The sequence below is a fragment of the Streptomyces sp. BRA346 genome (assembly GCF_052851135.1).
On record NZ_JAIWIH010000012.1, the window covers coordinates 92,689 to 118,640 of the forward strand.

Annotated in this window: 25 protein-coding genes; 13 read left to right on the forward strand and 12 right to left on the reverse strand. The window is 72.1% G+C overall.

Annotated elements, in window-relative coordinates; translation table 11 throughout:
• Window positions 1-64: 64 nt before the first annotated feature.
• The 7 genes from LCH29_RS16770 to LCH29_RS16800 all read right to left on the reverse strand — a co-directional run bounded on the left by LCH29_RS16770 (window position 65) and on the right by LCH29_RS16800 (window position 6,951).
• A complete protein-coding gene (locus tag LCH29_RS16770) occupies window positions 65-484 on the reverse strand; it encodes an SRPBCC family protein (RefSeq protein WP_446462538.1) in 420 nt (139 codons plus the stop codon).
• A complete protein-coding gene (locus LCH29_RS16775) occupies window positions 481-795 on the reverse strand; it encodes an ArsR/SmtB family transcription factor (protein WP_446462539.1) in 315 nt (104 codons plus the stop codon). Before LCH29_RS16775 ends, LCH29_RS16770 begins: the two co-directional genes overlap by 4 nt.
• Before the next feature lie 59 nt (window positions 796-854).
• Complete coding sequence (locus tag LCH29_RS16780) at window positions 855-1,952, reverse strand: ABC transporter ATP-binding protein (RefSeq protein WP_446462540.1); 1,098 nt, start codon at window positions 1,950-1,952, stop codon at window positions 855-857.
• 11 nt (window positions 1,953-1,963) lie between these two features.
• On the reverse strand, window positions 1,964-2,995 hold the full coding sequence (locus tag LCH29_RS16785; protein WP_446462541.1) for an ABC transporter ATP-binding protein: 1,032 nt from the start codon (window positions 2,993-2,995) through the stop codon (window positions 1,964-1,966).
• 13 nt (window positions 2,996-3,008) lie between these two features.
• The gene (locus tag LCH29_RS16790) at window positions 3,009-3,986 is read right to left on the reverse strand and encodes an ABC transporter permease (RefSeq protein ID WP_446462542.1); all 978 of its coding nucleotides are present in this window, start codon (window positions 3,984-3,986) and stop codon (window positions 3,009-3,011) included.
• Between the two features lie 109 nt (window positions 3,987-4,095).
• Window positions 4,096-5,883, reverse strand: a complete 1,788-nt coding sequence (locus LCH29_RS16795) for an ABC transporter substrate-binding protein (RefSeq protein ID WP_446462543.1) — start codon at window positions 5,881-5,883, stop codon at window positions 4,096-4,098.
• Between the two features lie 54 nt (window positions 5,884-5,937).
• Entirely contained in the window at window positions 5,938-6,951 is a 1,014-nt protein-coding gene (locus tag LCH29_RS16800) for an ABC transporter permease (RefSeq protein ID WP_446462544.1), read from the reverse strand.
• A 528-nt stretch (window positions 6,952-7,479) separates the two neighbouring features.
• Here LCH29_RS16800 and LCH29_RS16805 point away from each other — a divergent pair.
• Window positions 7,480-8,484 (forward strand): hypothetical protein, encoded by a 1,005-nt coding sequence (locus tag LCH29_RS16805; protein ID WP_446462545.1) that lies wholly within the window; start codon window positions 7,480-7,482, stop codon window positions 8,482-8,484.
• Between the two features lies 1 nt (window position 8,485).
• Here the strand turns inward: LCH29_RS16805 and LCH29_RS16810 are convergent, their stop codons facing one another.
• Window positions 8,486-10,651 carry an alpha/beta fold hydrolase gene (locus LCH29_RS16810; RefSeq protein ID WP_446462546.1) on the reverse strand — a complete coding sequence of 722 codons (2,166 nt, stop codon included), beginning with the start codon at window positions 10,649-10,651 and terminating at the stop codon, window positions 8,486-8,488.
• Between the two features lie 388 nt (window positions 10,652-11,039).
• On the opposite strand from LCH29_RS16810, the gene LCH29_RS16815 reads away from it, so the two are divergent.
• The 8 genes from LCH29_RS16815 (at window position 11,040) to LCH29_RS16850 (ending at window position 18,559) form a co-directional block, all read left to right on the forward strand.
• Complete coding sequence (locus LCH29_RS16815; RefSeq protein ID WP_009715279.1) at window positions 11,040-11,234, forward strand: hypothetical protein; 195 nt, start codon at window positions 11,040-11,042, stop codon at window positions 11,232-11,234.
• Between the two features lie 95 nt (window positions 11,235-11,329).
• Window positions 11,330-12,214 (forward strand): N-acetyl-1-D-myo-inositol-2-amino-2-deoxy-alpha-D-glucopyranoside deacetylase, encoded by an 885-nt coding sequence (gene mshB, locus LCH29_RS16820; RefSeq protein WP_446462547.1) that lies wholly within the window; start codon window positions 11,330-11,332, stop codon window positions 12,212-12,214.
• On the forward strand, window positions 12,211-12,579 hold the full coding sequence (locus LCH29_RS16825) for a DUF6113 family protein (protein WP_446462548.1): 369 nt from the start codon (window positions 12,211-12,213) through the stop codon (window positions 12,577-12,579). The genes mshB and LCH29_RS16825 overlap by 4 nt, the downstream gene beginning before the upstream one ends.
• A 206-nt stretch (window positions 12,580-12,785) precedes the next feature.
• A complete protein-coding gene (locus LCH29_RS16830; protein WP_446462549.1) occupies window positions 12,786-14,864 on the forward strand; it encodes a hypothetical protein in 2,079 nt (692 codons plus the stop codon).
• A 139-nt stretch (window positions 14,865-15,003) separates the two neighbouring features.
• Window positions 15,004-15,963 carry an ABC transporter ATP-binding protein gene (locus tag LCH29_RS16835; protein WP_446462550.1) on the forward strand — a complete coding sequence of 320 codons (960 nt, stop codon included), beginning with the start codon at window positions 15,004-15,006 and terminating at the stop codon, window positions 15,961-15,963.
• Between the two features lie 2 nt (window positions 15,964-15,965).
• Window positions 15,966-16,709 carry an ABC transporter permease gene (locus tag LCH29_RS16840; RefSeq protein ID WP_039937743.1) on the forward strand — a complete coding sequence of 248 codons (744 nt, stop codon included), beginning with the start codon at window positions 15,966-15,968 and terminating at the stop codon, window positions 16,707-16,709.
• Window positions 16,706-17,926 (forward strand): sensor histidine kinase, encoded by a 1,221-nt coding sequence (locus LCH29_RS16845; protein WP_446462551.1) that lies wholly within the window; start codon window positions 16,706-16,708, stop codon window positions 17,924-17,926. The genes LCH29_RS16840 and LCH29_RS16845 overlap by 4 nt, the downstream gene beginning before the upstream one ends.
• Window positions 17,927-17,953: 27 nt before the next feature.
• Window positions 17,954-18,559 carry a response regulator gene (locus LCH29_RS16850; RefSeq protein ID WP_446462552.1) on the forward strand — a complete coding sequence of 202 codons (606 nt, stop codon included), beginning with the start codon at window positions 17,954-17,956 and terminating at the stop codon, window positions 18,557-18,559.
• A 6-nt stretch (window positions 18,560-18,565) separates the two neighbouring features.
• Here LCH29_RS16850 and LCH29_RS16855 read toward each other — a convergent pair whose 3' ends face one another.
• Both LCH29_RS16855 and LCH29_RS16860 read right to left on the reverse strand, forming a co-directional pair.
• A complete protein-coding gene (locus LCH29_RS16855; protein WP_446462553.1) occupies window positions 18,566-19,402 on the reverse strand; it encodes a transglutaminase-like domain-containing protein in 837 nt (278 codons plus the stop codon).
• A 5-nt stretch (window positions 19,403-19,407) separates the two neighbouring features.
• Window positions 19,408-20,424 carry a GNAT family N-acetyltransferase gene (locus tag LCH29_RS16860; protein WP_446462554.1) on the reverse strand — a complete coding sequence of 339 codons (1,017 nt, stop codon included), beginning with the start codon at window positions 20,422-20,424 and terminating at the stop codon, window positions 19,408-19,410.
• Between the two features lie 112 nt (window positions 20,425-20,536).
• Between LCH29_RS16860 and fdxA the strand changes: the two genes are divergently transcribed.
• Entirely contained in the window at window positions 20,537-20,863 is a 327-nt protein-coding gene (gene fdxA, locus LCH29_RS16865; RefSeq protein ID WP_014054705.1) for a ferredoxin, read from the forward strand.
• A 108-nt stretch (window positions 20,864-20,971) separates the two neighbouring features.
• Window positions 20,972-22,069 carry a succinyldiaminopimelate transaminase gene (dapC, locus tag LCH29_RS16870; RefSeq protein ID WP_446462555.1) on the forward strand — a complete coding sequence of 366 codons (1,098 nt, stop codon included), beginning with the start codon at window positions 20,972-20,974 and terminating at the stop codon, window positions 22,067-22,069.
• Window positions 22,070-22,168: 99 nt separating this feature from the next.
• Here dapC and LCH29_RS16875 read toward each other — a convergent pair whose 3' ends face one another.
• Both LCH29_RS16875 and LCH29_RS16880 read right to left on the reverse strand, forming a co-directional pair.
• Entirely contained in the window at window positions 22,169-22,753 is a 585-nt protein-coding gene (locus LCH29_RS16875; protein ID WP_446462556.1) for an ATP-binding protein, read from the reverse strand.
• A 203-nt stretch (window positions 22,754-22,956) separates the two neighbouring features.
• On the reverse strand, window positions 22,957-23,874 hold the full coding sequence (locus LCH29_RS16880) for a hypothetical protein (RefSeq protein ID WP_446462737.1): 918 nt from the start codon (window positions 23,872-23,874) through the stop codon (window positions 22,957-22,959).
• Between the two features lie 110 nt (window positions 23,875-23,984).
• On the opposite strand from LCH29_RS16880, the gene dapE reads away from it, so the two are divergent.
• Together dapE and LCH29_RS16890 are read left to right on the forward strand one after the other, a co-directional pair.
• A complete protein-coding gene (gene dapE / locus LCH29_RS16885) occupies window positions 23,985-25,055 on the forward strand; it encodes a succinyl-diaminopimelate desuccinylase (protein ID WP_123102151.1) in 1,071 nt (356 codons plus the stop codon).
• A 133-nt stretch (window positions 25,056-25,188) separates the two neighbouring features.
• Entirely contained in the window at window positions 25,189-25,935 is a 747-nt protein-coding gene (locus tag LCH29_RS16890) for an LOG family protein (RefSeq protein ID WP_446462557.1), read from the forward strand.
• The last annotated feature ends 17 nt before the right edge of the window (window positions 25,936-25,952 follow it).

Here is a 25,952-nt window from a genome sequence, read left to right on the forward strand (position 1 = left end):
AGCTACCGCTGGGAGGTGCCCCCTGACGCCGCGGGCTGATCCAACGCGACTTTGCGGACACCCCCTAGCGCTGGGCGGCGGTCAGGGCCGATTCGATGGTCCGGAGGACGCCGGGCCAGCCGCCGCCCATGCCGTCGAGCGCGGTCCTGCCGAGCGGGGAGTCGAGGTCGAAGCCGCAGTGTTCGAGGAAGAGGCGAGTGCCGGTGCCCTCGGGCTCCAGCCGCCAGGTGATCGTGGTGTCGAGGGTGCCCGTGGCGAAGCTGTAGCGCAGCAGGCGCTCGGGCTCGGCGTCCAGCACCTCGCACGGCTGCTGCCCCCACTTCCCCATGTCCAGGGTGAACCGGTGGCCCACCACCGGCCGTACGTCCCCGGCGGCCCACCAGCGCGCGTGCAGCTCGGGCTCGGTCAGGGCCTTCCAGACGGTGGCGGGCGGATGGGCGATGAACTGGTCGCAGTGGATGGCGGCCGGGTCGTCGGTGGTCACGGGTTCTCCTCGTCGATCAGATCGCGCAGCGCCCCCATGCGGGCGCGCCAGTAGTGCTCGAAGGGATGGAGCCACTCGCCCACTTCCGCGAGCGGCGCCGCTTCCAGGTGGTAGTAGCGATGCCGCCCCCGGGGCTCCTCGCGCACCAGCCGGGCGTTCTTGAGCACCGTGAGGTGTTCGGAGACCGCGGGTCTGCTGAGCTCGAACTCACCCGCCAGGTCGCCCGCCGAGCGCGGCCCGGCCTGGAGGACTTCCAGCAGCTTGCGTCGTACGGGATTGGCCAGAGCGCTGAACACATCGACTGCCGCCATGACCGTCACTATGCGTCGGGGATTCCCGACGTGTCAAGGTTTTCCGACACGTTCCCGGTTCAGTCCTTGCCCGAACGGTCGGCCGCGGTCAGCGCCGGGTCGAGGACGATGTCCTGGTCGCGGGCCTCGGTGGTGGGGGCCTCGGGGAAGTGGCAGGCGGACAGGTGGCCCTCGCGGTTGCCCTCGATGCGCAGCAGCGGGGGCTCCTGCTGCGCGCAGAGGTCCTGGGCCTTCCAGCAGCGGGTGCGGAAGCGGCAGCCGGAGGGCGGGGCGACGGGGGAGGGGACGTCGCCGGCGAGGCGGATGCGTTCGCGGTGGGCGGCGGGGGAGTCGTCGTCCATCACCACGGCCGCGTCCGGGACGGCGGACAGCAGGGCGTGGGTGTACGGGTGGCGGGGGCGGCGGTAGATGGAGTCGCGGTCGCCGACCTCGACGATCTTCCCGAGGTACATGACCGCGACGCGCTGCGAGAAGTGCCGTACGACGGCGAGGTCATGGGCGATGAAGAGGAACGCGATGCCCAGCTCGCGCTGGAGTTGCTGGAGCAGGTTGACGACCTGGGCCTGGATCGAGACGTCGAGCGCCGAGACCGGCTCGTCGGCGACGATCAGCCGGGGTTCGAGGGCGAGGGCGCGGGCGACCCCGATGCGCTGGCGCTGGCCGCCGGAGAACTCGTGCGGGAAGCGGTTGTAGTGCTCGGGGTTGAGGCCGACGGTCTCCAGCAGTTCGCGCACCCGCGCCTCGCGGCCGCCGGGCGGGCGGATGTCGTTGATCTCCATGGGCCCGGAGATGATGGTGCCGACGGTCTGCCGGGGGTTCAGCGAGGAGTACGGATCCTGGAAGATCATCTGGATCTCGGAGCGGACCGGCGCCAGCTGTTTGCGGTCCGCGTGGGTGATGTCCCGGCCCCGGTAGGTGATCCGCCCGGCGGTGGGCTCCAGCAGCCGGGTCAGCAGCCGCCCGGTGGTGGACTTGCCGCAGCCGGACTCGCCGACCAGCCCGAAGCTCTCGCCCGGGTGCACGGTCAGGTCGATGCCGTCGACGGCCTGGACGGCGCCCACCTTCCGCCGGAAGGGGAAGCCGCCCATGATCGGGAAGTGCTTGGTCAGCTTCTCGGCGACCAGCAGGGGTTCGGGGGTGCCCGACTCGATGCTCATGAAGGCGCTCCTCAGCCCAGCCGGGGCTTGATCTGCTCGGTGAACAGGGTCTGTGTCCGCTCGGCGCCCAGGTGGCAGGCGGCGCCCCGGCCGTCCGGGAGCGCGGGGCGCTCGCCCCGGCAGCGGTCATCGGTCACCTGCGCCACGTACCCGCACCGGGGGTGGAACGGGCAGCCGGGGGGTGGGGCGAGGAGGCTCGGCGGGGTGCCGGGGATGGGACTGAGCGGTTCGTCGACCGCGGAGGACAGCCGCGGCATGGAGCTGAGCAGCCCCCAGGTGTACGGATGCCGGGGCGCCCGCAGCACCTCGCGGACCGTACCGCGCTCGACGGCCCGGCCCGCGTACATCACCAGCAGGTCGTCGGCGGTGTTGGCGACCACGCCCAGATCGTGGGTGATCAGGATGATCGCGGAGCCGAACTCCTGCTGGAGCTCCTTGAGGAGGTCCAGGATCTGCGCCTGGACGGTGACGTCGAGGGCGGTGGTCGGCTCGTCGGCGATCAGCAGATCGGGGTCGCAGACCAGCGCCATCGCGATCATGGCGCGCTGCCGCATCCCGCCGGAGAACTGGTGCGGATAGTCGTCCACCCGCAGCCGCGGGTTGGGGATGCCGACCTTCTCCAGCATCTCGATGGCGCGCAGCCGGGCGTCCCGCTTGGAGGCGCCGGTGTGCTTGCGGTACGGCTCGGCGATCTGGCGGCCGACGGTGTAGTACGGCGAGAGGGCGGTCAGCGGATCCTGGAAGATCATCGCCATGGTGTTGCCGCGCAGCCGCTCCAGGGTGCGTTCGGGCGCGCCGGTCAGCTCCTGCCCGTCGAGGCGGATCTCGCCGGTGACCGTGGTGGTGCGCGGGTCGTGGAGGCCGAGCACGGTGAGGTTGGTGACGGACTTGCCGGAGCCGGACTCGCCGACGATGCCGAGCGTCCGGCCGCGTTCGAGGTCGAAGGAGAGGCCGTCCACGGCCTTGACGGTGCCGTCCTCGGTGGCGAAGCGGACGTGCAGGTCGGTCACGGACAGGAAGGCTGGGGTCGCGTCGGTGGTCACGTCGGGCGTCCTTCTAGGCGAGGCGTACGCGCGGGTCGATGACGGCGTAGGCGGCGTCGACCAGGATGGTGAACGCCACGATGGCCGCGGCGCTGACCAGCATCACGCCCATCAGCATCGGCAGATCGGTCAGCTGGACGGACTCCACGGCGAGCCGTCCGATGCCGTGCAGGGTGAAGGTGTACTCGGTGACCATCGCCCCGCCGAAGAGCGAGCCGAGGTCGATGCCGAAGATGGTGACGATGGGGGCGATGGCGCCGCGCCAGGCGTAGCGGAAGAAGACCGTCCGGCTGGAGAGGCCCTTGGCCCTGGCCGTGCGGACGTGGTCCTCCTGGAGCTGCTCGACCATCTGGGAGCGGGTCATGCGGCTGTAGTTGGCCATGAAGATCAGCGAAAGCACCAGCCAGGGCAGCAGCATGCCGCTGAACCACTTCGCCGGGTTGTCGGTGAAGGGGTAGTAGGCGGGCTGGTCCATGATCCCCAGCCCGCTGACGAACCAGGCCAGGCACAGCACGCCGACGAAGTAGATCTGTAGGGACGCGCCCAGCAGCGACAGCGAGCTGAAGAACTTGTCGATCCAGGTGCCGCGCCGCCAGGCCGCGACCATCCCGATGCCGATCCCGCAGACCAGGAACACCGCGGCGCCGCCCAGGGCGAGCGAGAGGGTGGTCGGGAAGCGGTCGACGATGGTGCCCCACACCGGCTCCTGGCTGACGAAGGAGTAGCCGAAGCAGGGGGCGTCGCAGTGCCCGACCGCGAAGTCGCGCCCGGCGACGATCCCGGCCATGAACTTCACGTACTGCACCGGCACCGGCTCGTCCAGGCCGAGGTTCTTGTTGATGATCGCGAGCGAGGCGGGGTCGCAGCTCTTGCCGCAGGCGAGCCGGGCGGGCTCGGCGGGCAGGGCGAAGAAGAGGAAGAAGGTGATCGCGCTGATCAGCAGGAGGATCACGATCGCGCCGAGGGAGCGGCGGGCGAGGAATCTCAACATGGCGTCATGGATCTTCCGGTCGGGGCGGGTACCGGCCGCGCCGCGCCGCCGGATCGTACGGCGGTGACGGCGCGGCCGGGCTCCTGACGACGGCTGGGAGCGGCCGCCGCTACTTGATGAAGACGGCCGTCGGGTCCACGGCCCCGTAGATCGGGTTCCACTTCGTCCCGTCGATGCCCGAGCCCCAGAGGGTGAACAGCCGGTTGTAGAAGGTCGGGACCGCCGGTACCTCGTCGGTGAGGACCTTCTCGCCGAGCTTCATCCACTCCGTGGTGGCCTTGCCGAGGTCGCCGACCTTGGCGACCCGGTCGATCTCCTTGTCGACCGCCGGGACGTTCAGATGGCTGTAGTTCGCCGAGCCGTTGTAGACGTTCTTTCCGCCGTACACCGGAGGAACGACGGTCGAGGCGGAGGGCCAGTCGGCGGACCAGGAGGACCGGTAGAGGTCGTACTTGTTGTCCACCTTCCCGATCTGGGTGTAGTAGGTGGTCTGGTCGATCTCCTTCTTCTGGACCGTGAACCCGGCCCGCTCCAGGGCCTGCTGGACGACGACCGAGGCGTCCTGGTGGGTGTCGCCGTTGCCGTACGCGTAGACCAGCTCGTAGCCCTCCTCGCCCGCCTCCTTCAGCAGCTCCTTGGCCTTCTTGGCGTTGCCGCCGGGGTACTTCTTCTTCTGGAACGGGTCGAAGTCGGGGTTGTAGCCCTTGAGCGTCGGGCCGACCAGGCCGCCCGCGATCTCACCGCCCTTGGGGCCGCCGAACTGCTGGAGGTACTGACCGCTGGGGAACGCCCAGGCGATCGCCTCGCGCACCTTCTTGTTCTTGACCCGGTCCATATTGATCGAGACGACGTCCACATAGGGCTGGGTCTCGGTCATCGACCGGGCCATCGCGTCCTTGTTCTTGAGGACCGCCGAGATCTGCGAGGGATCGACCGCGTTGGTCCAGGTCATGCCGTTCTTGTCGGCGCCCTTGTCGGCCACCAGGCGGCGGGTGGAGTCCACCCACTGATGACCGAAGGAGACATCGAAGCTGTTCACGTACTGATGGCGTATCGGATCGGTCTTGGGGTCCCACTGATCGTTCTTGACGAACTGGATGCCCTTGCCCGGCTTAAAGTTCTTGATCTTGTACGGGCCGCTGGCCACCGGCGCCTTGTCGTACTTCTCCTTGGTGTCCTTGCCCGGCGGCACCGCGCCGATGTTGGGCATGGCCACGGCGAACGGCACCTCGGCCCGCGGCTGGTCGAAGTGGAAGACGACCGTCTTCTCGTCCGGCGTGTCCAGCACCGTCTTCGGCAGGTGCTTGCCCTTGTACGGGCCGTCCGGCAGCGCCTTGCGGTACTTCTGGCCCTCGCCCGAGAGCCACTGCTGGAGGTACGTCGGCCCGTTGGTCTGATACGGGGCGTAGAGCCGCTCCACCGCGTGCCGGACGTCCTTGGAGGTGATCGGCGTGCCGTCCTCGAACTTCAGCCCGTCCTTGAGCGTGTACGTCCACGTCCGGCCGCCGTCGGAGGACTTCCCGGTGTCGGTCGCCAGATCGCCGACCAGCGTGACCTTCCCGGTCTTGTCGTCGATCCGGTAGTTCGTCAGCGTCCGGTTGTAGAGGGTCTGCATGATCAGCTCATCGCTGACATAGATCTGGCCAGGATCCAGGTGCTCGAACGCGTCGCGCTGGAGCACCGACACCGTGCCGCCCTTCTTCGCGCCCGGCAGCTCCTTGGCGGGTCCGGTGGAGTCGGCGGCGCTGCCCAGGGTGATCCCCTGCGCCGTCATCTTCGGTTCGCTGGACTGCTTCGGGGCCGAGCCGCCCCCGCTGCTGCACGCCGAGAGCGCCAGCGCCCCCGCGGCCAGGGCGGCGGCGTAACTGCGTGCTCTGCGCCTGCTGTTCAACGTCATGGTGGTCGATGCACCTGCCTCGCTGGAGCTCGTCGGACGGAAGGGTGGTGCTGGTCAACGCGTGGTCTTCGGGTCCATGGCGTCCCGGACCGAGTCCCCGAGCAGGTTGAAGGCGACAACGAAGATCACCATGGCGATGCCGGGGAAGAACATGTAGGTGATGTCGCCCTCGTAGAAGTTGGCGCCCTTGGCGAACATCCGGCCCCAGTCGGGGGTCGGCTCGACCACCCCGACGCCGAGGAACGACAGGGCCGCCTCCGTCGTCACGAAGTTGGGCAGCATCAAGGTCGACTGCACCAGGATCGGCGTGCCCAGATTCGGCAGCAGCTCCTTGCGGACGATCCGCCACGGCGAGGCCCCCGTCACCTTCGCGGCCTCGACGAACTCGCGCTCCCGCAGCGACAGCACCTGACCGCGCAGCAGCCGGGCCAGCTGCATCCAGCCCAGCAGCCACAACACCGTGACCAGGGCCGTCACCCGGAAATAGGTGGGGGTCTCCTTCTGCGGGCTGACGAACAGCGCGGTGACCACCGGCATGAAGGCGACGAAGAACAGCTGCTGCGGAAAGGACAGCAGCAGATCGATCAGCCGGCCCAGGAAGTAGTCCGTGCGCCCGCCCAGATAGCCCGCGACGACGCCGATGACGATGCCGGTGAGCGTGGACAGCAGCGTCGCGGCCAGCCCGATCAGCAGCGAGGTGCGGATGCCGTACACCAGCTGCGTCAGCACGTCCCGGCCGAGCTTGGGCTCGATGCCGAACCAGAACTCGCCGTCGATGCCGCCGTTGGGCTTCATCGGATAGCCGGTGAGCGGATCCAGCAGCTCGGGCCGGTCGAGGCCGTACGTCGTGTACGGGTCCTTGCCGTACAGCGAGGAGATCACCGGGGCCAGCACGGCGACGGCGAAGAAGAACAGCACCACACAGGCGGAGATCACGCCCGTCCGGTCGCGCTTGAAGCGCCGCCACATCAGCTGGCGCGGCGATAAGCCGGTCGGTTGCCCGCCCAGTCCGTCCTCCCCGGCCGGTGCGGTCTTCCCGGCCACGGTGAGCTGGGATGGAGTCGTCATCGCGTAGCGCCCCCCATGGTGATCCGCCCCGTCGCACAAACCGTCAACTCGGTGTTTATCTACCCGCGTTGTGGCGGGTTCAGCGGACTGTCGCAACGTATTCACAGTCGGGTCAAGGGGCGGGCAAGAGCGGATGTGCCCGGCTTCGTAAGTCTTGAGCGAACATTTGGCAGATCGAGGTCCGGGCGTGCTTGACAGCGATCGCGAAATGGCCACGAAGCGTGGTCACCATGGAGAAATCGCGTTAACGCACAGGCAACTCGACCGACGTCACACCGATATACGGACGCGCCAGGCTGAACTGCGTACGGCCGTGCGGGTGCCGTAAACCGGCCGGGGTGCGCCATGTCGCCCCGGCCGGCATCCGGTTGGTCACGATCCGCGCACTTCTTCGGCTTTTTTGGGCTTCTTCGCGTCGCGACGATTGCCCGGGGTGTGCGGTGGGGGAAACCTACGGCTATGGGGCAGGGACGGATACTCACACGCGGAGCGCGTGTTTTCGGCGCACTCGTCTGCGCGGTGCTCGGAATGATCTCACTGGCGTGGATCGTCCGGGACCTGGACAAGGCGGACAAGGCGAGCCACCTGTGGTGGACATGGTCCGGAATGCCGTTCCGGGCCTCGGGGAGCCTCTTCGGCTCCTCCCTCTTCGATCTGGTCCTGCTCGCGCTCTGCGTCGTCGCCGGGTTCGCCGCGCTGCGCTCACCGGCCGCCGCGGGGGCGCTCGGTGCCGTCGCGGCCGTCACCGTCGTGCTGCGGCTGCCGAGCCTGTGGAACCTGAACGCGGACTGGATGCAGGGCATCCCCGACGACCTCAAGACGCGGGCCGATCTGACCGCCTGGGCCGGGGTGGTGCTCGGGGCGCTGCTGCTGGCCACCGTCGCCGCGGCCCGGCGGCCCGCCGACGGGTACGCCGCCACGCCCGCCGACCAGCCGCCCGGGCGGCCGGCGCCGGGGGCCGCGATGACGGGTGCGCTGCTGCTGGGGGCGTCGGGGGCGGTCCTCGGGGCCTGGCAGATCTACTGGGCGCAGAAGGCCGAGTGGGACATGTACAAGTACCAGCTGACCGGCAAGCACAGCCTGATCACGCTGCTCTCGCCGCCCTCCGCCTGGCAGGCCTGGGCCCTCGTCGCGCTCTGCCTGGTGGCGGCCGCCGCCGCCCTGGGCCGCGCCCCGCTGTCACGGCCGCTGGGGATGGTGGCCGCGGCGCTGGTGCTGGCGACCGGGGTGAGCGCGGTCTCGCTCTACATCAAGCGGGAGTACGTCGAGCACTTCGACGATCTGCCGACCGTCGGGGTGCTGTCGGTGCTGACCGCGTTCTTCGAACTGCTCGCGGGGCTCGTGGCGCTGCTCGTGCTGGCGCGGCGGGGCGAGGCGGACGCCCCGGCCCCGGCGTACGGGGCGGGGAGCCACGGCGGCTACGGCGGCGGCTACGCCCCGCCGCCCGCCGCTCCGCCGGGCTACGCCCCGCCTCCGCCGACCGCGCCGCCCACGGCCCCGCCGCCTCCGCCGTCCCCGCCGCCGGGGTGGTGAGTCAGCTCAGCCCGAGCGACCGCTTCAGGAAATCGACCTGGAGCAGGAGCAGGTTCTCGGCGACCTGCTCCTGCGGGGTCATGTGCGTGACCCCGGACAGCGGCAGCACCTCATGGGGGTGCCCGGCGGCCAGCAGGGCCGAGGAGAGCCGCAGCGAGTGGGCGACGACCACGTTGTCGTCCGCCAGCCCGTGGATGATCATCATCGGGCGGGCCGGGCCCTCCGCCACGCCGGACAGCCCCTCGTCCGTCACCAGCGAGTTCGCCGCGTACACCGCGGGCTGCTCGTCGGGGTGGCCCAGGTAGCGCTCGGTGTAGTGGGTGTCGTACAGCCGCCAGTCGGTGACCGGCGCGCCCACCACCGCCGCGTGGAAGACGTCGGGGCGGCGCAGCGCGGCGAGCCCGGCGAGGTAGCCGCCGTAGGACCAGCCGCGGATGGCGACCCGGCCGAGGTCCAGCGGGTAGCGCCCGGCGAGCGCGGTGAGCGCCTCGACCTGGTCCTCCAGGGTGACGGCGGCGAGGTCGTCGCGGACGGCCTTCTCCCAGGCGGGGGAGCGCCCGGGGCTGCCGCGCCCGTCGGCGACGATCACCGCGAAGCCCTGGTCGGCGAACCACTGCGAGGTGACGTACGCGTTGTGGGCGGCGACCACGCGCTGGCCGTGCGGTCCGCCGTACGGGTCCATCAGGACCGGCAGCGGCCCGTCGCCCTCGTCGTACCCGGTCGGCAGGAGCACCGCGCAGGGGATGTCGTCCTTGCCCGCGAAGGTGAGCCGCGGGCGTGCGGTGATGACGGGGGTCTCGGCGTACGAGGCGATCTCGGCGACCGTCTCGCCCGCCCCGTGGTCCGCGGCCCGCAGCAGCTCCACGCGGGCACCGGGCCGCTCCGTCCCGGCGTGGCTGAGCACGATGAGCCGGTCGCCGCGCACGGCGGAGTGCACCGCGGGGAAGGGCCGCTTGCCGACCGGCTCCCAGCCGCCCTGGTCGCCGCTGCCGCGGAACCAGGCGCGGTGGACGTCGAGCTCGCCGGGCTGGTCGGGCAGCGCGGCCTCGGCGCCGGGGGCGGCGGAGAACAGCACGTCGTCCTCGCCGACGGAGAGCACCGCGCGCACCTGGAGGGCGCCGGAGGTGAGCTTGCGGTCGCCGACCATCAGGGCCCGGGCGCCGCCCTCGTCCGCGATCCGGACGAGCCGCCCGTCGGGGGTCCAGGCGGGCACGCCGGGGAAGAGATCCAGCCATACCGCGTCCTCGTCGGCGTGCACGGTGCTGGTCCGCCCGCTCCCGGTGTCCACGGCCAGGTAGAGCTGACTGCGCTGGTCCCGGGCCTGGACGAGGAGCAGCGGCGGACCGTAGGCCGACCAGTGCACCCGGGCGAGGTAGGGGTAGCGCTGCCGGTCCCACTCGATCTCCGTACGGGAGCCGTCCAGGCCCAGCAGGACGAGCCGCACCTCGGCGTCGGCGGTGCCGGCGGCCGGGTAGGCGACCTCGGTGGGCGCCTGGCCGGGGTGGGCGGGGTCGGCGATCCACCAGCGGCGTACGGGGGCGTCGTCGGCGCGGGCGACCAGCAGGGCGTCGCCGTCGGGGGACCACCAGAAGCCGCGCGTGCGGTCCATCTCCTCGGCCGCGATGAACTCCGCGAGACCGTAGGTGACGGTGTCGGCCTCCGGTTCGGCGAGCGCCCGGTCGCCGTCGCCGTCCGCGCCCGTGACGCGCAGCGCGCCGCCCGCCACATAGGCGACGTGGCGGCCGTCGGGGGAGGGGCGCGGGTCCACGACGGGACCCGGCGCGGGCAGCTCACGGGACTGGCCGCCGATCAGATCGGAGACGAACAGCCGCCCGGAGAGGGCGAAGGCCGCCGTTTCGACGGCCTGGTCCACCGCGTAGCCGACGACCCCGGCCGACCCCTCGCGGCTGCGCTCGCGGCGCGCCCGCTCCTCGGCGGACAGTTCCTCGTCCGCGCCGCCGAGCAGGGCCACCGGATCGGCGGCCGGGTACTCCCGCTGCCCGGCGACGTCGTACACCCACAGCAGGCCCGCCCGGTCGGTGCCGCCGCGGGACCGCAGGAAGACCACGCGGGAGTCGTCGGGGGCCACGCTGAAGGCCCGGGGCGCTCCGAGGGTGAAGCGCTGGGTGCGCGCGTGCTGCCGAGGGAAGGAGAGCTGTCCGGTCATAGGGCGAGCGTACGGGTCATGAAGATCGCGAGGGGCGTACTGACCGGTACACGCGTCGGGGCCGCAAGGGGTGTCGTATCGATCGGGCCGGACCGGCCCGTGCGGTCGCGTGCCCGGGGCCCTTGCCCTCTCTTGCCAGGGGCACGGTCCAGCCGTCCCGGGGGTGAGAACAAGCCAGCTTCGGCGGCGGCGAGATGGCGGATAAGCAGCGGGAAGTCTCCCTGGCCAGGCGCCAGTTCGTGCGATCAGGCATGCGCCCCTGTCATGCTCCCGTGCACCGACTCGTGCGCACGCGCCGATAGTTATGATCGATTGCGCATAGTGGGTAGGCCCCGTGTGGCATCAATATGTTGTCTGTCCGAGCGCGTGTTCCTGGAGGTGAGTCGCTGTGGCGCTCTCGATCTCGTTGTCTGTGCTGCTGCTGATCATCGTCGTCATGCTCGTCAACAAGGCCGGGCTGAAAACCGCGCACGCGCTCATCTGTGTGCTGCTCGGCTTCTACCTGGCCAGCTCGTCGGTCGCACCGACGATCGACGACCTCACCACCAACGTGGCGAACATGATCGGAGACGTGAAGCTCTGAGCCACCGGGAACCACCGGCGACACACAAGCGATGATCCACGGGGGCCCGTGCCCGCGGTCCGCGGGCACCGGTGGGCGAATCGTAGGCTGTGGTCATGACCGCTCTTCCCGCCCGTCGTCTGCTCCTGGTACACGCGCATCCGGATGACGAGTCGATCAACAACGGCGCGACCATGGCCAAGTACGCGGCCGAGGGCGCCCACGTCACCCTGGTGACCTGCACCCTCGGTGAGGAAGGCGAGGTCATTCCGGCGGACCTGGCCCACCTCGCCGCCGACCGCGACGACACCCTCGGCAGCCACCGGATCGGTGAACTCGCCGCGGCCATGAAGGCGTTGGGCGTCCACGACCACCGTTTCCTGGGCGGTCCGGGCAGATATCGCGACTCGGGCATGATGGGCGCCCCGCAGAACGGCCGCCCCGACTGTTTCTGGCAGGCCGACCTCGACGAGGCCGCCTCCCACCTGGTGGCCGTGATCCGCGAGATCCGGCCGCAGGTCCTGGTGGCGTACGACGCCGACGGGGGCTACGGACACCCCGACCACATCCAGGCGCATCGCGTCGCCATGCGCGCGGTGGAGCTGGCCGCGGAGCCGGTCTTCCGCCGTGACCTGGGCGATCCGCACGAGATGCGCAAGGTCTACTGGAACTGTGTGCCGCGCTCGGCCGTCGAGGAGGGCTTCGCGCGGCTGCGGGCGGCGGGCGAGGAGGCCCCCTTCCCCGGTGTCGCCACCGCCGACGACATCCCCGGCGTGGTGGAGGACGCGGAGGTCTCGGCGGTGATCGACGGCACCGCGTACGCCGACGCCAAGATCGCCGCGATGCGCGCCCACGCCACCCAGATCGCGGTGGACGCGCCGTTCTTCGCGCTCTCCAACGACCTGGGCCAGCCGCTGTTCGTCCACGAGCACTACCGGCTCGTCAGTGGCGAGCCGGGAGCGGAGCGCGAGGACGACCTGTTCGCGGGGGTGACGGCATGACGGTCGCCCGTCTCGCGGGATACGCGCTGCTCGCCGCTCTCGGGGCCCTGGTCGCCGTCGCGGGCGCGGTGGTCCAAGGGCTCTGGTTCCCCGGCGGGTTGCTGCTCGCGCTGCTCGGCCTCGCGGCCGTCTGCTACGGCGGCGTGAAGGCGACCGACCGGCGCATGGGCGGCGGCCTGCCCGCCGGGGCGTGGACGCTGGTGGTCCTGCTGCTGACCAGCCCCCGCCCGGAAGGGGACTTCCTCTTCGGCGCGGGCCTGGGGTCGTACGTCTTCCTGCTGGGCGGCATGTTCGTCGGTGTGATGTGTGCCACCCTGCCGGTGGTCTCGCAACCGGGCGCACTGGCCGCCCGACTTGGTAAGTGACGTGACGTTTACGGCGTGACGCCCCCGGGGCCCGGCGCGATGTTCCCGGGATCCCGGACGGTCCTCCGCCGATGCACGAGGCCCACACGGTGCGGTCATGGGGCGGCCGTCAAGTACGCGACCGCGGCGCCCAGTATGGTGGTGCGCGCCGCCGAGCCGCCCGCGCGAGGTCTGACGGGCGGCGGAGCTAACTGGGAGAACCTGCTTTGAGCCGTGAATCTGACAGTTCGTCCTCCGGGGCCCGGGGGGGTAGCGGCGGTGCCGCCTATCCGTCGGGCACCCCGCCGTACGGATCCCGCCTGTCCCCGTCGCCGGAGGCCCTCCAGGGCGGCGTCGGTGACGGTGAGGCGGATGCCGCGGCCAAGCCGGAGGATCCGAAGACCGAAACCACTCTGACGACCCGCATCCGGATCAACATCCCGGGTTCGCGGCCCATTCCGCCGGTCGTCATGCGCAAGACCGTCGACGGGGAGGGCGTGCCCGCACCCCGCTCCGGTGAGGACGACGGGGACGACGAGCGCACCGGAGCCACGCCCCGGCCCGATGCCGTCCGCAGCCCGGAGCTGGGCGCGGCGGCAGCGGAGGGGCGCGCGGACGCCAAGGACCGCGAGAGCCGCGAGAAGGGCGGCAAGGGCGGCAAGGGTGACGGCGACAAGACCAGCGACTGGTTCGCGCCGCCCCGCCGCCCCAAGGGCTCCTCGACCACCCAGAGCACCCCGCTGCCTCCGGCGCCGGAGACCACCCAGCAGTTCCCCGCCCCGCCCCTGGGCGGCGGAACGCAGGCCGACCTGCCGTACTTCACGGACGGCGGCGGCCTCCCCGGAGCGCCGGAGCCCAGCGGCCCGACGACCGGCCCGGTCACCGGCGAGATGCGGATGCCCGGCGCTCCGGCGCGGGACGAGGACCTGCTGGCGCCGCCCGGTCCGGGCGCGCCGACCGGCCCGGGCCTGCCCGACAGTTCGGGCGTGGGGCCGCTGAACGGCGCGGCCGGGCAGCCCCCGACCCCGCCCGGCGGCTCGCCGCTGGGCAGCCTCGGCGCCACCACGGGCGCGACCCCGATGGTGCAGCCCGGTCCGGCCGGTCCGCTGGGCGGTCCCGGTGCGGACGCCGACCCGTCGCCGTCGCTCTTCCGCGACCCCGAGTTCACCTCCCCCGGCGGGGCGGACCAGGCGTCCAGCGACACCCTGGTCAGCGGGGTGCCCGTGGTGCCTCCGGCCGATGCCGCCGGTCCGCCCGCCGGGCCCGGCCGGGCCGGGCCGCCCGCCGGGGACGGCGCCCCGCCGAGCAGCCCGGCGCCCAAGGCGCCCGCGGCGGGCAAGGCGGGCAAGCCCAAGAAGAAGGGCCGCTCCAAGCTCGTCATGCTGGGCGCCCTGCTGGTGGCCGCGGCCGGTGTCGCGTACACCGCGGGCCTGGTGATGAACCACGCGGACGTGCCCAACGGCACCACCGTCCTCGGCGTCGACATCGGCGGCTCCTCCAAGCAGGTGGCCATCGACAAGCTGGACACCGCGCTCGGCGGCCGCACCGGTGCCCCGCTGAAGGTGACCGTGGACGGCGATCAGAAGGAGGTCAAGCCGTCCGTCGCGGGCCTGACCCTGGACACCGAGGCCACCGTGCGGAACGTCGCGGGCCGCGACTACAACCCGATGACGGTCATCGGCTCGCTCTTCGGCGGCACCCACGAGGTCGAGCCCACCGTGACGGTCGACGAGGAGAAGCTGCGGGACGCCCTCGGGCGGCTCGCGGGCAACTCGGGCACGGCGCGCGAGGGCACGATCACGTTCAAGCCGGGCAAGGCGGTCCCCGTCTACGGCCGGGAGGGCCGGGGCCTGGACATCGACAAGGCGGTCACGGCCGTCTCCGACGCGTACCGCGAGCGGGCGGAGACCGGCAAGGACAAGCCGGTGGACCTGCCGGTCGTCGCCAAGCGGCCGACGATCAGCAAGTCCGAGGTGAACGCGAAGATGAAGTCCTTCGCGGAGCCCGCGATGTCCGGTCTGGTCACGATCAAGACCGATGACGCGCATGCCATCCAGTTCGGCCCGGACCGCTCGCTGCCGCAGATCCTCTCGATGCGCCCGATCAACGGCAAGCTCCAGCCGCACTTCGACCTGGACGCGATCAAGAGGCTCTACGGCCAGACCTTCGACGGGGTGCTGATCGAGCGCGCCAACGGCGCCAAGAAGCCGGTCACCCCGCAGGAAGTGGCCATCGCCATGCAGACCGCGCTGCGGGGCAAGACCCCCGCCGACCGGACGGCGGTCATCGAGACCTCGCCCAACTAGCGGCGTCCGTCAGGTCATGACGGCCCCCGCCCGGCACCGCCGGGCGGGGGCCGCGGTCTTGACCCATGACATCTGTCATCTCCAGGTCACGACCACAGACACTGCCGCCGGAGGTCCCCGCTCGGTGAAGCTCGGGGCCATGACAGCGACCACCGCACCCTCCGCCACCGGCGAGCGGGCCGACACCGCGGCCTCCCCGCCGGTGGTCGGCTTCACCGGCGTCAGCAAGAGCTACGGCACCGTGCGCGCCGTGGACGGCCTCGACCTCCACCTCCACCCGGGCGAGACCGTCGCCCTGCTGGGACCCAACGGCGCGGGCAAGTCCTCCACCCTCGATCTGCTGCTCGGACTGCGCACCCCCGACAGCGGCCGCGTCGAGGTCTTCGGCACCACCCCGCGGCAGGCCATCGCCCGCGGCCGGGTCGGCGCGATGCTCCAGAGCGGCTGCCTCATGCAGGAAGTCACCGTCCGCGAGCTGGTGCGGCTCGCCTGCGATCTGCACCCCCACGGCCACCCGGTCGACGAGGTCCTGGAGCGGGCGGACCTCACCGAGATCGCCGGCCGCAAGGTGAACAAGCTCTCCGGCGGCCAGGAGCAGCGGCTGCGCTTCGCCTTCGCCACCGCGGGCGCCTCCGACCTGATCGTGCTGGACGAGCCGACGACCGGGATGGACGTCTCGTCCCGGCAGTCCTTCTGGGGCTCGATGCGCGACCAGGCCCGGCAGGGCCGCACCATCCTGTTCGCCACCCACTACCTCGAAGAGGCCGACGAGATCGCCGACCGGGTGATCGTGCTGCACCGCGGCCGGGTGCTGGCGGACGGCTCGTCCGCCGAGATCAAGGAGATGGCCGGGGTCCGGCGGATCTCCTTCACCCTGGACGGGCCGCCCGACGAGGCGGCGCTGCGCGCCCTCCCCGCCCTGACCGGCCTCGACGTAGCGGGGCGTACGGTACGGATGCGGTCCACCGACGCGGACGCGACCGTGCACGCGATGTACGGACTCGGGCTCTACCCGCGCGGCCTGGAGGTCGCCGGGCTCGGCCTGGAGCAGGCGTTCCTCGCCATCACCGACGCCGCCACGACGCCCGAGGAGGCGTGACGATGACGACCCTGGCCAAGCTGGAGATCGTCCGCGCACTGCGCAACAAGAGGTTCATGTTCTTCACGGTCATCTACCCGTCGTTGCTCTTCCTGATGATCGCGGGCGCCTCGAAGAAGACGGACATCGCCCCCGGCACCCCTCTGTCGATGCCGCTCTACTACATGGTCGCGATGGCCTCCTTCGGCGCGCTGACCGCCGCCCTGATGGGCAACAGCGAGCAGATCGCCAAGGAGCGCGAGGGCGGCTGGGTGCGGCAGCTGCGGCTCACCTCGCTGCCCGGACGCGGCTATGTGACGGCCAAGATCGCCTCGGCCGCGGTCTCCACCCTGCCCTCCATCGTGATCGTCTTCATCGTGGCCGCCACCGCCAAGGGCGTGCGGCTGGACGCCGCCTGGCAGTGGCTCGCGCTGACCGGCGCCATCTGGGCGGGCTCGCTCGTCTTCGCCGCCCTGGGCGTGGCCATCGGCTATCTGGCCACCGGCGACGCGGTGCGGCCCCTGACGATGATCATCTACTTCGGTCTGTCGATCCTCGGCGGCCTGTGGATGCCGATGGCCTCCTACCCGCAGTGGCTGCGGGACATCGGCGCCTGGCTGCCCACCCACGCCTACGCCGCCCTCGGCCAGGCCATCGAGGTGGGCAACGCCCCGCACGCGAGGGACGTGGCCCTGCTCGCCGGCTATCTGGTCCTCTTCGCGGGCGCGGCGGCCTGGCTGTACCGCAAGGACACCCGCACGACATGAACCGGCCGACCTGGTGGCGCGACGCGGCGGCCGACGACGAGGACACGAACGCTCCGGCCATCGGCCGGAGCCCCGAGAACCGCCGGCAGGCCCTGATCAAGCTGATGTGGATCGGGATCTGGATGGCCTACCTGGGCGCGCCGGTGAGCGACCTCGCGGAGGGCCACCACACCGTGCCCGCCACCGTGTTCGGCGCGCTCGGCCTGCTGGTCTTCGTCACCGTCTATCTGCTGCTGGTGTTCCGGTACACCGGCCGGAACCTGGACCGGACCGCCATCACCCGGGCGCTGGGGGCGATCTGCGCGCTCGCCGCCGTCCTCACGGTCACCCTGGGCGACGCCTGGCTGGTGCTCGCCGTCTATGTCTCCGTCGCCTTCGGCGCGGTCCTGAAGCCGCGGCTCGCCCGGTGGGCGATCCCGCTGAACACCGTCGCCATGGTGGGCGTCGGCCTGCTGGTCCGCAGCTCGCACGATCTCATGTCCGCCCTGGTCGTCCCCTCCCTGCTCGGCGGCTTCGCGATGAGCGCGGTGGGGCAGATGGTCCGTACGACCCGGGCGCTGCGCGAGGCCCGCGCCACCGTCGCCCAGCTCGCCGCCAACGAGGAGCGGCTGCGGCTCGCCCGCGACCTGCACGACCTGCTGGGCCACTCGCTCTCGCTGATCACGCTCAAGAGCGAGCTGGCGGGGCGGATGCTGCCCGGCAAGCCCGAACAGGCGGCGCAGCAGGTCGCCGACATCGAACGGGTCAGCCGACAGGCCCTGGTCGACGTGCGGGAGGCGGTGAGCGGCTTCCGCCGCCCCACCCTGGAGGCCGAGCTGGCCGGGGCCCGCACCGCGCTCGCCGCCGCGGGCATCACCGCCGACCTGCACCGGGCCGGCGCCCACCACCCGGACCTGCCGCCCGACCAGGAGGGCGCGCTGGCCTGGGCGCTGCGCGAGGCCGTCACCAACGTGGTCCGGCACAGCGGGGCGCGCCGCTGCACCGTGGTCCTCACCGAGGTGGGCGACGAGCTGTGCCTGACCGTCACCGACGACGGCCGCGGCGCGACCGGCCCGCACGGCAACGGGCTGACCGGCCTCGCCGAGCGGCTCCAGCTGGCCGACGGCCGCCTGGAGACCGGCCCGAACGACCACGGCGGCTTCACCCTCCGCGCCCTGGCCCCGCTGTCCCGGAGCGGCGCGGATCTGCCCCCCGTCGAACACGCCCCCGAGCCCTGACCGCCCGCCGCCCGATACGCTGCCCGGATGATCCGGGTACTGCTGGCCGAGGACCAGTCCATGGTGCGCGAGGCGCTGGCCGCGCTGCTCGGGCTGGAGGACGAGATCGAGGTCGTCGCCCAGGTGGCCCGCGGTGACGAGGTCGTGGACGCGGCCCGGGCCCACCGGCCCGATGTCGCGCTGCTGGACATCGAGATGCCGGGCCTCGGCGGCATCGACGCCGCCGCCGCGCTGCACACGGCGGAGCCCGGGGTGCGGATCGTGATCCTGACGACCTTCGGCCGCCCCGGCTATCTGCGCCGCGCCATGGAGTCCGGCGCCGACGCCTTCCTGGTCAAGGACGCCCCCGCCGCCCAGCTCGCCGACGCGATACGGCGGGTGCTGGGCGGCGAGCGGGTCATCGACCCGACCCTGGCCGCGGCCGCCCTGGTGGACGGGGCCAGCCCGCTGACCGCGCGGGAGCGCGAGGTGCTGGGCGCCTCCGCGGACGGCTCGACCAACGCCGAGCTGGCCCGGGCGCTGAACCTGTCGCAGGGCACGGTCCGCAACTATCTCTCCACGGCCATCCAGAAGACGGCCGCCCGCAACCGGGCCGAGGCGGTCCGCATCGCCCGCGACAAGGGCTGGCTGTAAGAGGGTTCAGTTGAGCCGCGCCCGGGCCGCGCGCGCCTGGCGCCGTACCGCCTCCGCCGCCTCCGGCTCCATCACGGCCACCACCTCCGCGTACTCCTCCAGCTCCCGCGCCCCGGTGAGGAAGTCACCGCGCTCGACCAGCAGCTGCGCGCGCTCGTAGCGCAGCCGCGCGGGATGGCTGGGCAGCAGCAGCGCCAGCTCGACCGCCCACAGCTGGACATCGGTGCGCTCGGGGCGGGCGGCGGCCCACGCGCGGACGTTGTTGAGGATCCGCAGCATGATGTCCAGCGGATCGGCCGGGCCCAGCACCGACGGCTCCGGCGGCGCGCCGGTGACCCCCGACACCAGCAGCGCCGCGTCCTGGCCGGACAGCCTCCGGCCGCCGTCGAACGGGTCGGCCAGCACATGGTCCCCGTACGGATCGCCGAAGCCGACCACGAAGTGGCCCGGCAGCGCGACCCCGTACACCGGTGCGCCCGCCCGCCGCGCGACCTCCATCCACACCAGCGACAGCAGGATCGGCAGCCCGCGGCGGCGCCGCAGCACCTGGTGCAGCAGCGAGGAGTCCAGCCGCCGGTAGTCGGCCGCGGAGCCCCGGAAGCCGTACCGCTCGCCGAGCACCCGGGCGAGGGCGTCGGCCCAGGCGGCGGGCCCGCCGGGGGCGAACGGAACCTCACCGGCCAGCCGGTCGAGCTCGATCTGCGCCTCGTCCAGCCCGGCCTCGTCCAGCCCGTCGTCGGCCTCCATGCCCATCAGCAGGCACAGCAGGGCCAGGTCGGGGCGCTCCTCGCGGGCCGCGTCGGCGAATCTGCGGCGTGGTGACGTCTCGTCCGTGTCGTTCATGTCCTTCATGCGCTGTCGGTGCTGGGCGCGCGCCAGTGGTGGTAGCTGTGGTGGAGGGTGAACCCCATGCCCTCGTAGAGGGCGTGGGCACCGCCGTTGTCCGTCTCGACCTGGAGGTACGCGGCCGAGGCGCCCTCCTCCAGCGCCCGGCGGGCCAGCGCGGTCATCACGGCCCGGGCCAGCCCCTGCCGCCGTTGCTCCGGCGCGGTCTCCACCGCCGCGAACCCGGCCCAGCGGCCGTCCACCACACAGCGCCCGATCGCGGCCGGGGCAGCCTCCGTCATCTCGCCGCGTATGGTCGCGAACCACACCGACGGGCCGCCGGAGAGCACCGACAGCGCCTCGGGGGTGGGTCGGGAGGAGCGCTGGTAGCGGGCCAGCCAGGCTTCGTCGATCTGCCGGGAGAGCGTCACCGCCGCGACGTCGGCGTCCTGGTCGGCGATCGGGGCCAGGGCCGCGATGCGCACCTGCGCGGAGACCTCCCGGGTCCAGCCGCGCGTCTCCAGCTCCGCGGCCAGCGACTCCTGGGTGCCCTCGGCGCCCGTGCTGACCTGGACGTACGCGGGCAGCCCGCGCTCGGCGTACCAGCCGGTCACCCGGCGCAGCGCCTCGTCGAGACCGCAGCCGGGGTCACCGAGCGGCAGGACGGAGTTGGCGCGCCGGGTGAACCCGCCGGACGCGCGCAGCTCCCACTCGCCCAGCGGCTCGCGCTCGGTCGGCGGCCAGCCGCGCGCGGCGACCCGGTCCAGCTCGCGCGCGTTCGCCGCCGGGCCCCGGCGGCGGGCCGGTGCGGCGGGCACCACCTTGCCGGCGACCAGCGACGACTCCTCGATCCGGACGGACTCGCCGGTGCGCCGGGTGATGTGCAGCACACCCCCGGTCCACGATGTGAGAACCCCGACCACGTCCGTGAACTTATCCGGGCCGCTCAGGTCGCCCGTAAGCAGCCTCACGGATACTCGTTTGTGCACGTCATCGGGGGTGATTCGGACTTCGAGTCGTCCGCCGGTGGTGAAATCCACTGCTCTGCCAACCCCTCATGTGCGTCTGGTGCCCAGGAACGGAGATACTAGGTGCGGGCATCGACGACGCCGCGCTCCCGCGCGATACAGCCCTAAGAGGAGGAACGACAGCGTGACCTACGTCATCGCGCAGCCTTGTGTCGACCTGAAGGACAAGGCGTGCATCGAGGAGTGCCCCGTCGACTGTATCTACGAGGGCCAGCGGTCCTTGTACATCCACCCGGACGAATGCGTCGACTGCGGGGCTTGTGAGCCGGTCTGCCCGGTCGAGGCGATCTTCTACGAGGACGACACTCCGGAGGAGTGGAAGGACTACTACAAGGCGAACGTCGAGTTCTTCGACGAGCTCGGTTCGCCCGGCGGTGCGAGCAAGCTCGGCCTGATCGAGCGCGACCACCCGTTCATCGCCGCGCTTCCGCCGCAGGAGCACGACGAGTGACCCTGCCCGGGAAGTAGACCCGGCGCGGCCTTCGGTCCCGTATGGCATGTGGCCTGCGGGACCGGGCTGTTTCCCGGGCCGTGGAAAAGAGAAAGAAAGCGAGCCCCCGTGCCACCCGTCTCCGCCCGCCTCCCGGTCTTCCCCTGGGACCGGCTCGAACCGTACAAGGCGACCGCCGCCGCCCATCCGGACGGCATCGTCGACCTCTCGGTGGGCACCCCCGTCGACCCGGTCCCCGAGCTGATCCGCACCGCGCTCGCCGGCGCCGCGGACAGCCCCGGCTATCCGACCGTCTGGGGCACCCCCGCGCTGCGGGACGCGCTGACCGGCTGGGTCGAGCGGCGGCTGGGCGCGGAGGGGGTCACCCATACGCAGGTGCTGCCGGTGGTCGGCTCGAAGGAGCTGGTGGCCTCGCTGCCCGCACAGCTCGGCCTCGGCCCCGGCGACAAGGTCGCCTTCCCGCGGCTCGCCTACCCGACGTACGAGGTGGGCGCGCGGCTCGCGGGCGCCGAGCCGGTGCCGTACGACGAGCCTACGGAGCTGGACCCGGCGGGGCTGAAGCTGCTGTGGCTGAACTCGCCGTCCAACCCCACCGGCCGGGTGCTGTCCCAGGACGAGCTGCGGGCCGCGGTCGCGTGGGCGCGGGCGCACGGGGTGCTGCTGGTCAGCGACGAGTGCTACCTGGAGCTGGGCTGGGAGGCGGACCCGATGTCCGTCCTGCACCCGGAGATCTCCGGCGGGAGCTTCGACGGGCTGGTCGCGGTCCACTCGCTGTCCAAGCGGTCCAACCTGGCGGGCTACCGCGCGGCGTTCCTCGCCGGTGACGCGAGCGTGCTCGGCGAACTGCTGAAGATCCGCAAGCACGGCGGGATGATCGTGCCCGCTCCGGTGCAGGCCGCGACGGTCGCCGCGCTCGGCGACGACAAGCACGTCGCGGAGCAGCGCGAGCGCTACGAGGCGCGGCGGGCGGCGCTGCGCGGCGCGCTGGAAGGGTACGGCTTCCGGGTCGAGCACAGCGAGGCGTCGCTGTACCTGTGGGCGACCCGCGACGAGCCGTGCTGGGACACCGTGGGCGCGCTGGCCGAGCTGGGCATCCTGGTGGCGCCCGGCGAGTTCTACGGCGCGGCGGGCGGGGCGTACGTCCGCGTCGCGTTCACCGCGACGGACGAACGCGTGGCGGCGGCGGTCCGCCGCCTGACCGCCTGACCGCCTGACCGCCTGACGAGACGCATACAGGGCGCCCCTGCCCCGCCGCCGCAGCGGCCGGAGCAGGGGCGCCTGGCCCGAGCCCCTAAAAGGACGGGGTCAGCCCAGCAGCGGCAGCCCGTTCATCGAGGGCAGGCCCTTGACCGGGAGCTCGTCGGCCTGCTGCGGGGTGCTCGGCGCGGCCTGCTGCGGCGCCGGAGCGGGCGCCGGGGCAGCGGCGGGGGCGGGGAGCGGAGCCGGGGCGGGGCGGACCGGGGCGCCCTTGGCGTGGGCACCCTTGCCCTTGGCCAGGCCCTTGCTCATGCCCGCCGCCTTGCCCTTGCCCTTGGCGTGCAGGGCGCCCTTGCCCTTGGCGTGGGCGCCGCCCTTCCCCTTGCTCTTGGCCGGGGTGCTCTTGGCCGGGGCGGCCTTCTCCGCCGGGGCGGACTTGGCCGGAGCGGTCTGCGCCGGGGCGGCCTTGGCCGGGAGAATCGCCTTGACGGTCCGCCCGGCCTGCTGCGACGCGCTGTCGGCCAGCTCACCGACGGAGGAGGGGTCCAGCGAGCTCAGCCCGCCCAGCTTGGGGGTGTGCGGCAGGGCCGGATCCACCGCACTCGCGGCGTCGGCGGCACCGACCACGGGGGTCGCGCTCGCTGCGACCAACAGGGCGGCCCGAGCGATCCGACGCGTGAGAGGGAGGGACATGATTCTCCTTTGACGGGGGGACATTTAGCGTGAAGTGTCCAGCGATCGGACGCAGTGAATATCGCGTGAGCCGCGCGAAGGTTGCGGTAGTTCAAGGTAAAGAATTGATAATGCGTCACATTATCCGTTTACGCGCAAAACGTGCGCCCACAACGGCGGCCCAACGCCCCGTCAACGGCGCTGAGCTGCGGCGATCTCTCCCGTTATCGGGTCAGGCCGAGGCGTATATCCGACCCGGAACTCTTGTCGGACGTGCGCCAGCCGTCCCCTGAATTCCGCGCGCTCCATACGTGCTTGCCGTAAGAGACCCGTTCGATGCGCAACTCGTCCGAGTGAGCCACCGCCCAATAGGCGAGCTCCCAGCCGCGCTCCGTCCGGCCGCCGCGCGCCGAGGCGTCCGCCACCGGGACCAGCACCTCCCGGGGGACCGTCGCGTGCTTGCCGCCGCCCGGCCCCGTCACGCTCAGCCGCGACCGGGCGTCCGCCCCGAACTCCCGCTCCAGCGCCGCCCGGACGCGCCCCGGATCGCCCGCCTTCCCGTCGTCCGGCGGCCCCGGGCAGCTGAAGGCCGCCGCCGATCGCCCGGTGAGGGTGGCCGTCAGCACGACGGCCTCCGTCTCGTGCTTGGCGTACGCCTGCGGGAAGCCGCTGTACTGCACCCGCTGGGCCGCCACCGTGAGCGGCAGCCGCGAGTAGCCGGGCACCTTGACCAGGTGGTCGTAGAACTTCCCGGCCGCGTACACCGGATCCTGGATCTGCCGTGCCGTGCCCCAGCCCTGCGACGGGCGCTGCTGGAACAGGCCGAGCGAATCCCGGTCGCCGTGGGTGATGTTGCGCAGCCCCGACTCCTGGAGCGCGGTCGCGAGCGCGATGGTGACGGCCCGTTCGGGCAGCCCGCGGGAGGCGGCCACGGCCTCGATCGTCGCGGCGTTCACGGCCTGTTCGGGGTCGAGCAGCACGTCGCCGCCCTCCGCCCGCGCGACACAGCGCGGCGGCCCGCTGCCACCGGTCAGCAGGTGTACCGCTACGTACGCGGCGAGCCCCAGCAGTACGGCACACGCGACCGCGGCTCGGAGCAGGCGGGGACGGCTGGAGAACACGGACCGGGGCACGCCGACCACGTTACTGGGTGGCTCCGACACCGGTGCCGCACAGGGGCCGCGGGTGGGGAAGGCCACGCCCGGCACTCCTGGCGCCGGGCCGCCGGAACGGACGGGCTAGGGTCGCGGGTATGGCACACCCAGCACTCGACCTGTCCCTGGACGCGGCCCGGCTCACCGCCCGGCTCGTCGACTTCCCCTCGGTCAGCGGCGACGAGAAGGCGCTCGCCGACGCCGTCGAGCAGGCCCTGCGCGCCCTGCCGCACCTGACCGTCGACCGGGACGGGGACGCCGTCGTCGCCCGCACCGACCTGGGGCGTGCCGAACGGGTCGTGCTGGCCGGACACCTCGACACCGTGCCCATCGCCGACAACGTGCCCTCCCGGCTGGACGAGGACGGCACGCTGTGGGGCTGCGGCACCTCCGACATGAAGTCCGGCGTCGCGGTGCAGCTGCGCATCGCCGCGACCGTGCCCGAGCCCAACCGCGACCTCACCTTCGTCTTCTACGACCACGAGGAGGTCGCCGCCGAGCTGAACGGGCTGAAGCGGCTGTCCGAGCACCACCCCGAGTGGCTGGCCGCCGACTTCGCCGTGCTGCTGGAGGGCACCGAGGGCAAGGTCGAGGGCGGCTGCCAGGGCACGCTCCGGGTGCGGGTGACCACGAGCGGGCACCGCTCCCACTCCGCGCGCGGCTGGCTCGGCGAGAACGCCATCCACAAGGCCGCCCCGATCCTGGACCGGCTGGCCGCGTACGAGCCGCGGCACGTGGACATCGACGGGCTCACCTACCGCGAGGGGCTGAACGCGGTGGGGATCGAGGGCGGGATCGCGGGCAACGTCATCCCCGACGCCTGCGCCGTGACCGTGAACTACCGCTTCGCGCCGGACCGTTCGGAGGCCGAGGCGCTGGCCCACGTCCGCGAGGTCTTCGACGGCTTCGAGGTGACCGCCACCGACTCCGCGCCCGGCGCCCTGCCCGGGCTGTCCCACCCGTCGGCCGCCGCCTTCGTGGCGGCGATCGGCGAGGACGCGGCCCCCAAGTTCGGCTGGACCGATGTGGCCCGCTTCTCGGCCCTCGGCGTGCCCGCCGTCAATTACGGACCCGGCGACCCCAAGCTGGCCCACACCCGCGAGGAGCACGTGGACACGGCCCTGATCCTGGCGGCCGAGGAGCGGCTGCGGGTCTGGCTGACCAGCTGAGCCGAACCCCGGCATCCGCTTCTTCGCAGATCAGAGAACAGATGAGCGTGGCGCGGATTTCGGCTTTTCGCCGCCCGGTGGGCCTACGCTGAACCACAGATCTTTGGCAGATCTTGGCGAAGGGAGCACAGTGATGGGCAACGCCGAGGAAGAGCGAGCGCTGCACGAGCAGCGTCTGGGCCCGGTCGTGCGCCGTCGCCACCAGATGCGGCCCGGTACGACCGACCAGCGGCTGCTGGACAGCCAGGGCGCCACCCACTGGGTGCACGAGGACCCGTTCCGGGTGATGCGCATCCAGTCGGAGTTCGTCGAGGGCTTCGGCACCCTGGCCGAACTGGGCAAGGCGGTCAGCGTGTTCGGCTCCGCCCGTACGCCCGAGGGGTCACCGGAGTACGAGGCCGGGGTGAAGATCGGGCGGGCCCTGGCCGAGGCCGGGTTCGGGGTGATCACCGGGGGTGGCCCCGGCGCGATGGAGGCGGCCAACCGCGGCGCGAGCGAGGCGGGCGGGGTCTCCGTCGGCCTCGGCATCGAGCTGCCGTACGAGCAGGGGCTGAACCCGTACGTCGACATCGGCGTGAACTTCCGCTACTTCTTCGTGCGGAAGACGATGTTCGTGAAGTACGCGCAGGGGTTCGTGGTGCTGCCCGGCGGTCTCGGCACCCTCGACGAGTGCTTCGAGGCGCTGACCCTGGTGCAGACGAAGAAGGTGACCCGGTTCCCGATCGTCCTCTTCGGCAACTCCTACTGGGGCGGTCTGGTCGACTGGCTGGAGAACACGCTGATCGGCCAGGGCAAGGCGTCCCAGCAGGACCTGGAGCTGTTCCACCTCACCGACGACATCGACGAGGTGGTCGACCTGGTGACCAAGGAGTCCGGCTGACGCCCCCCGGGGGGCGT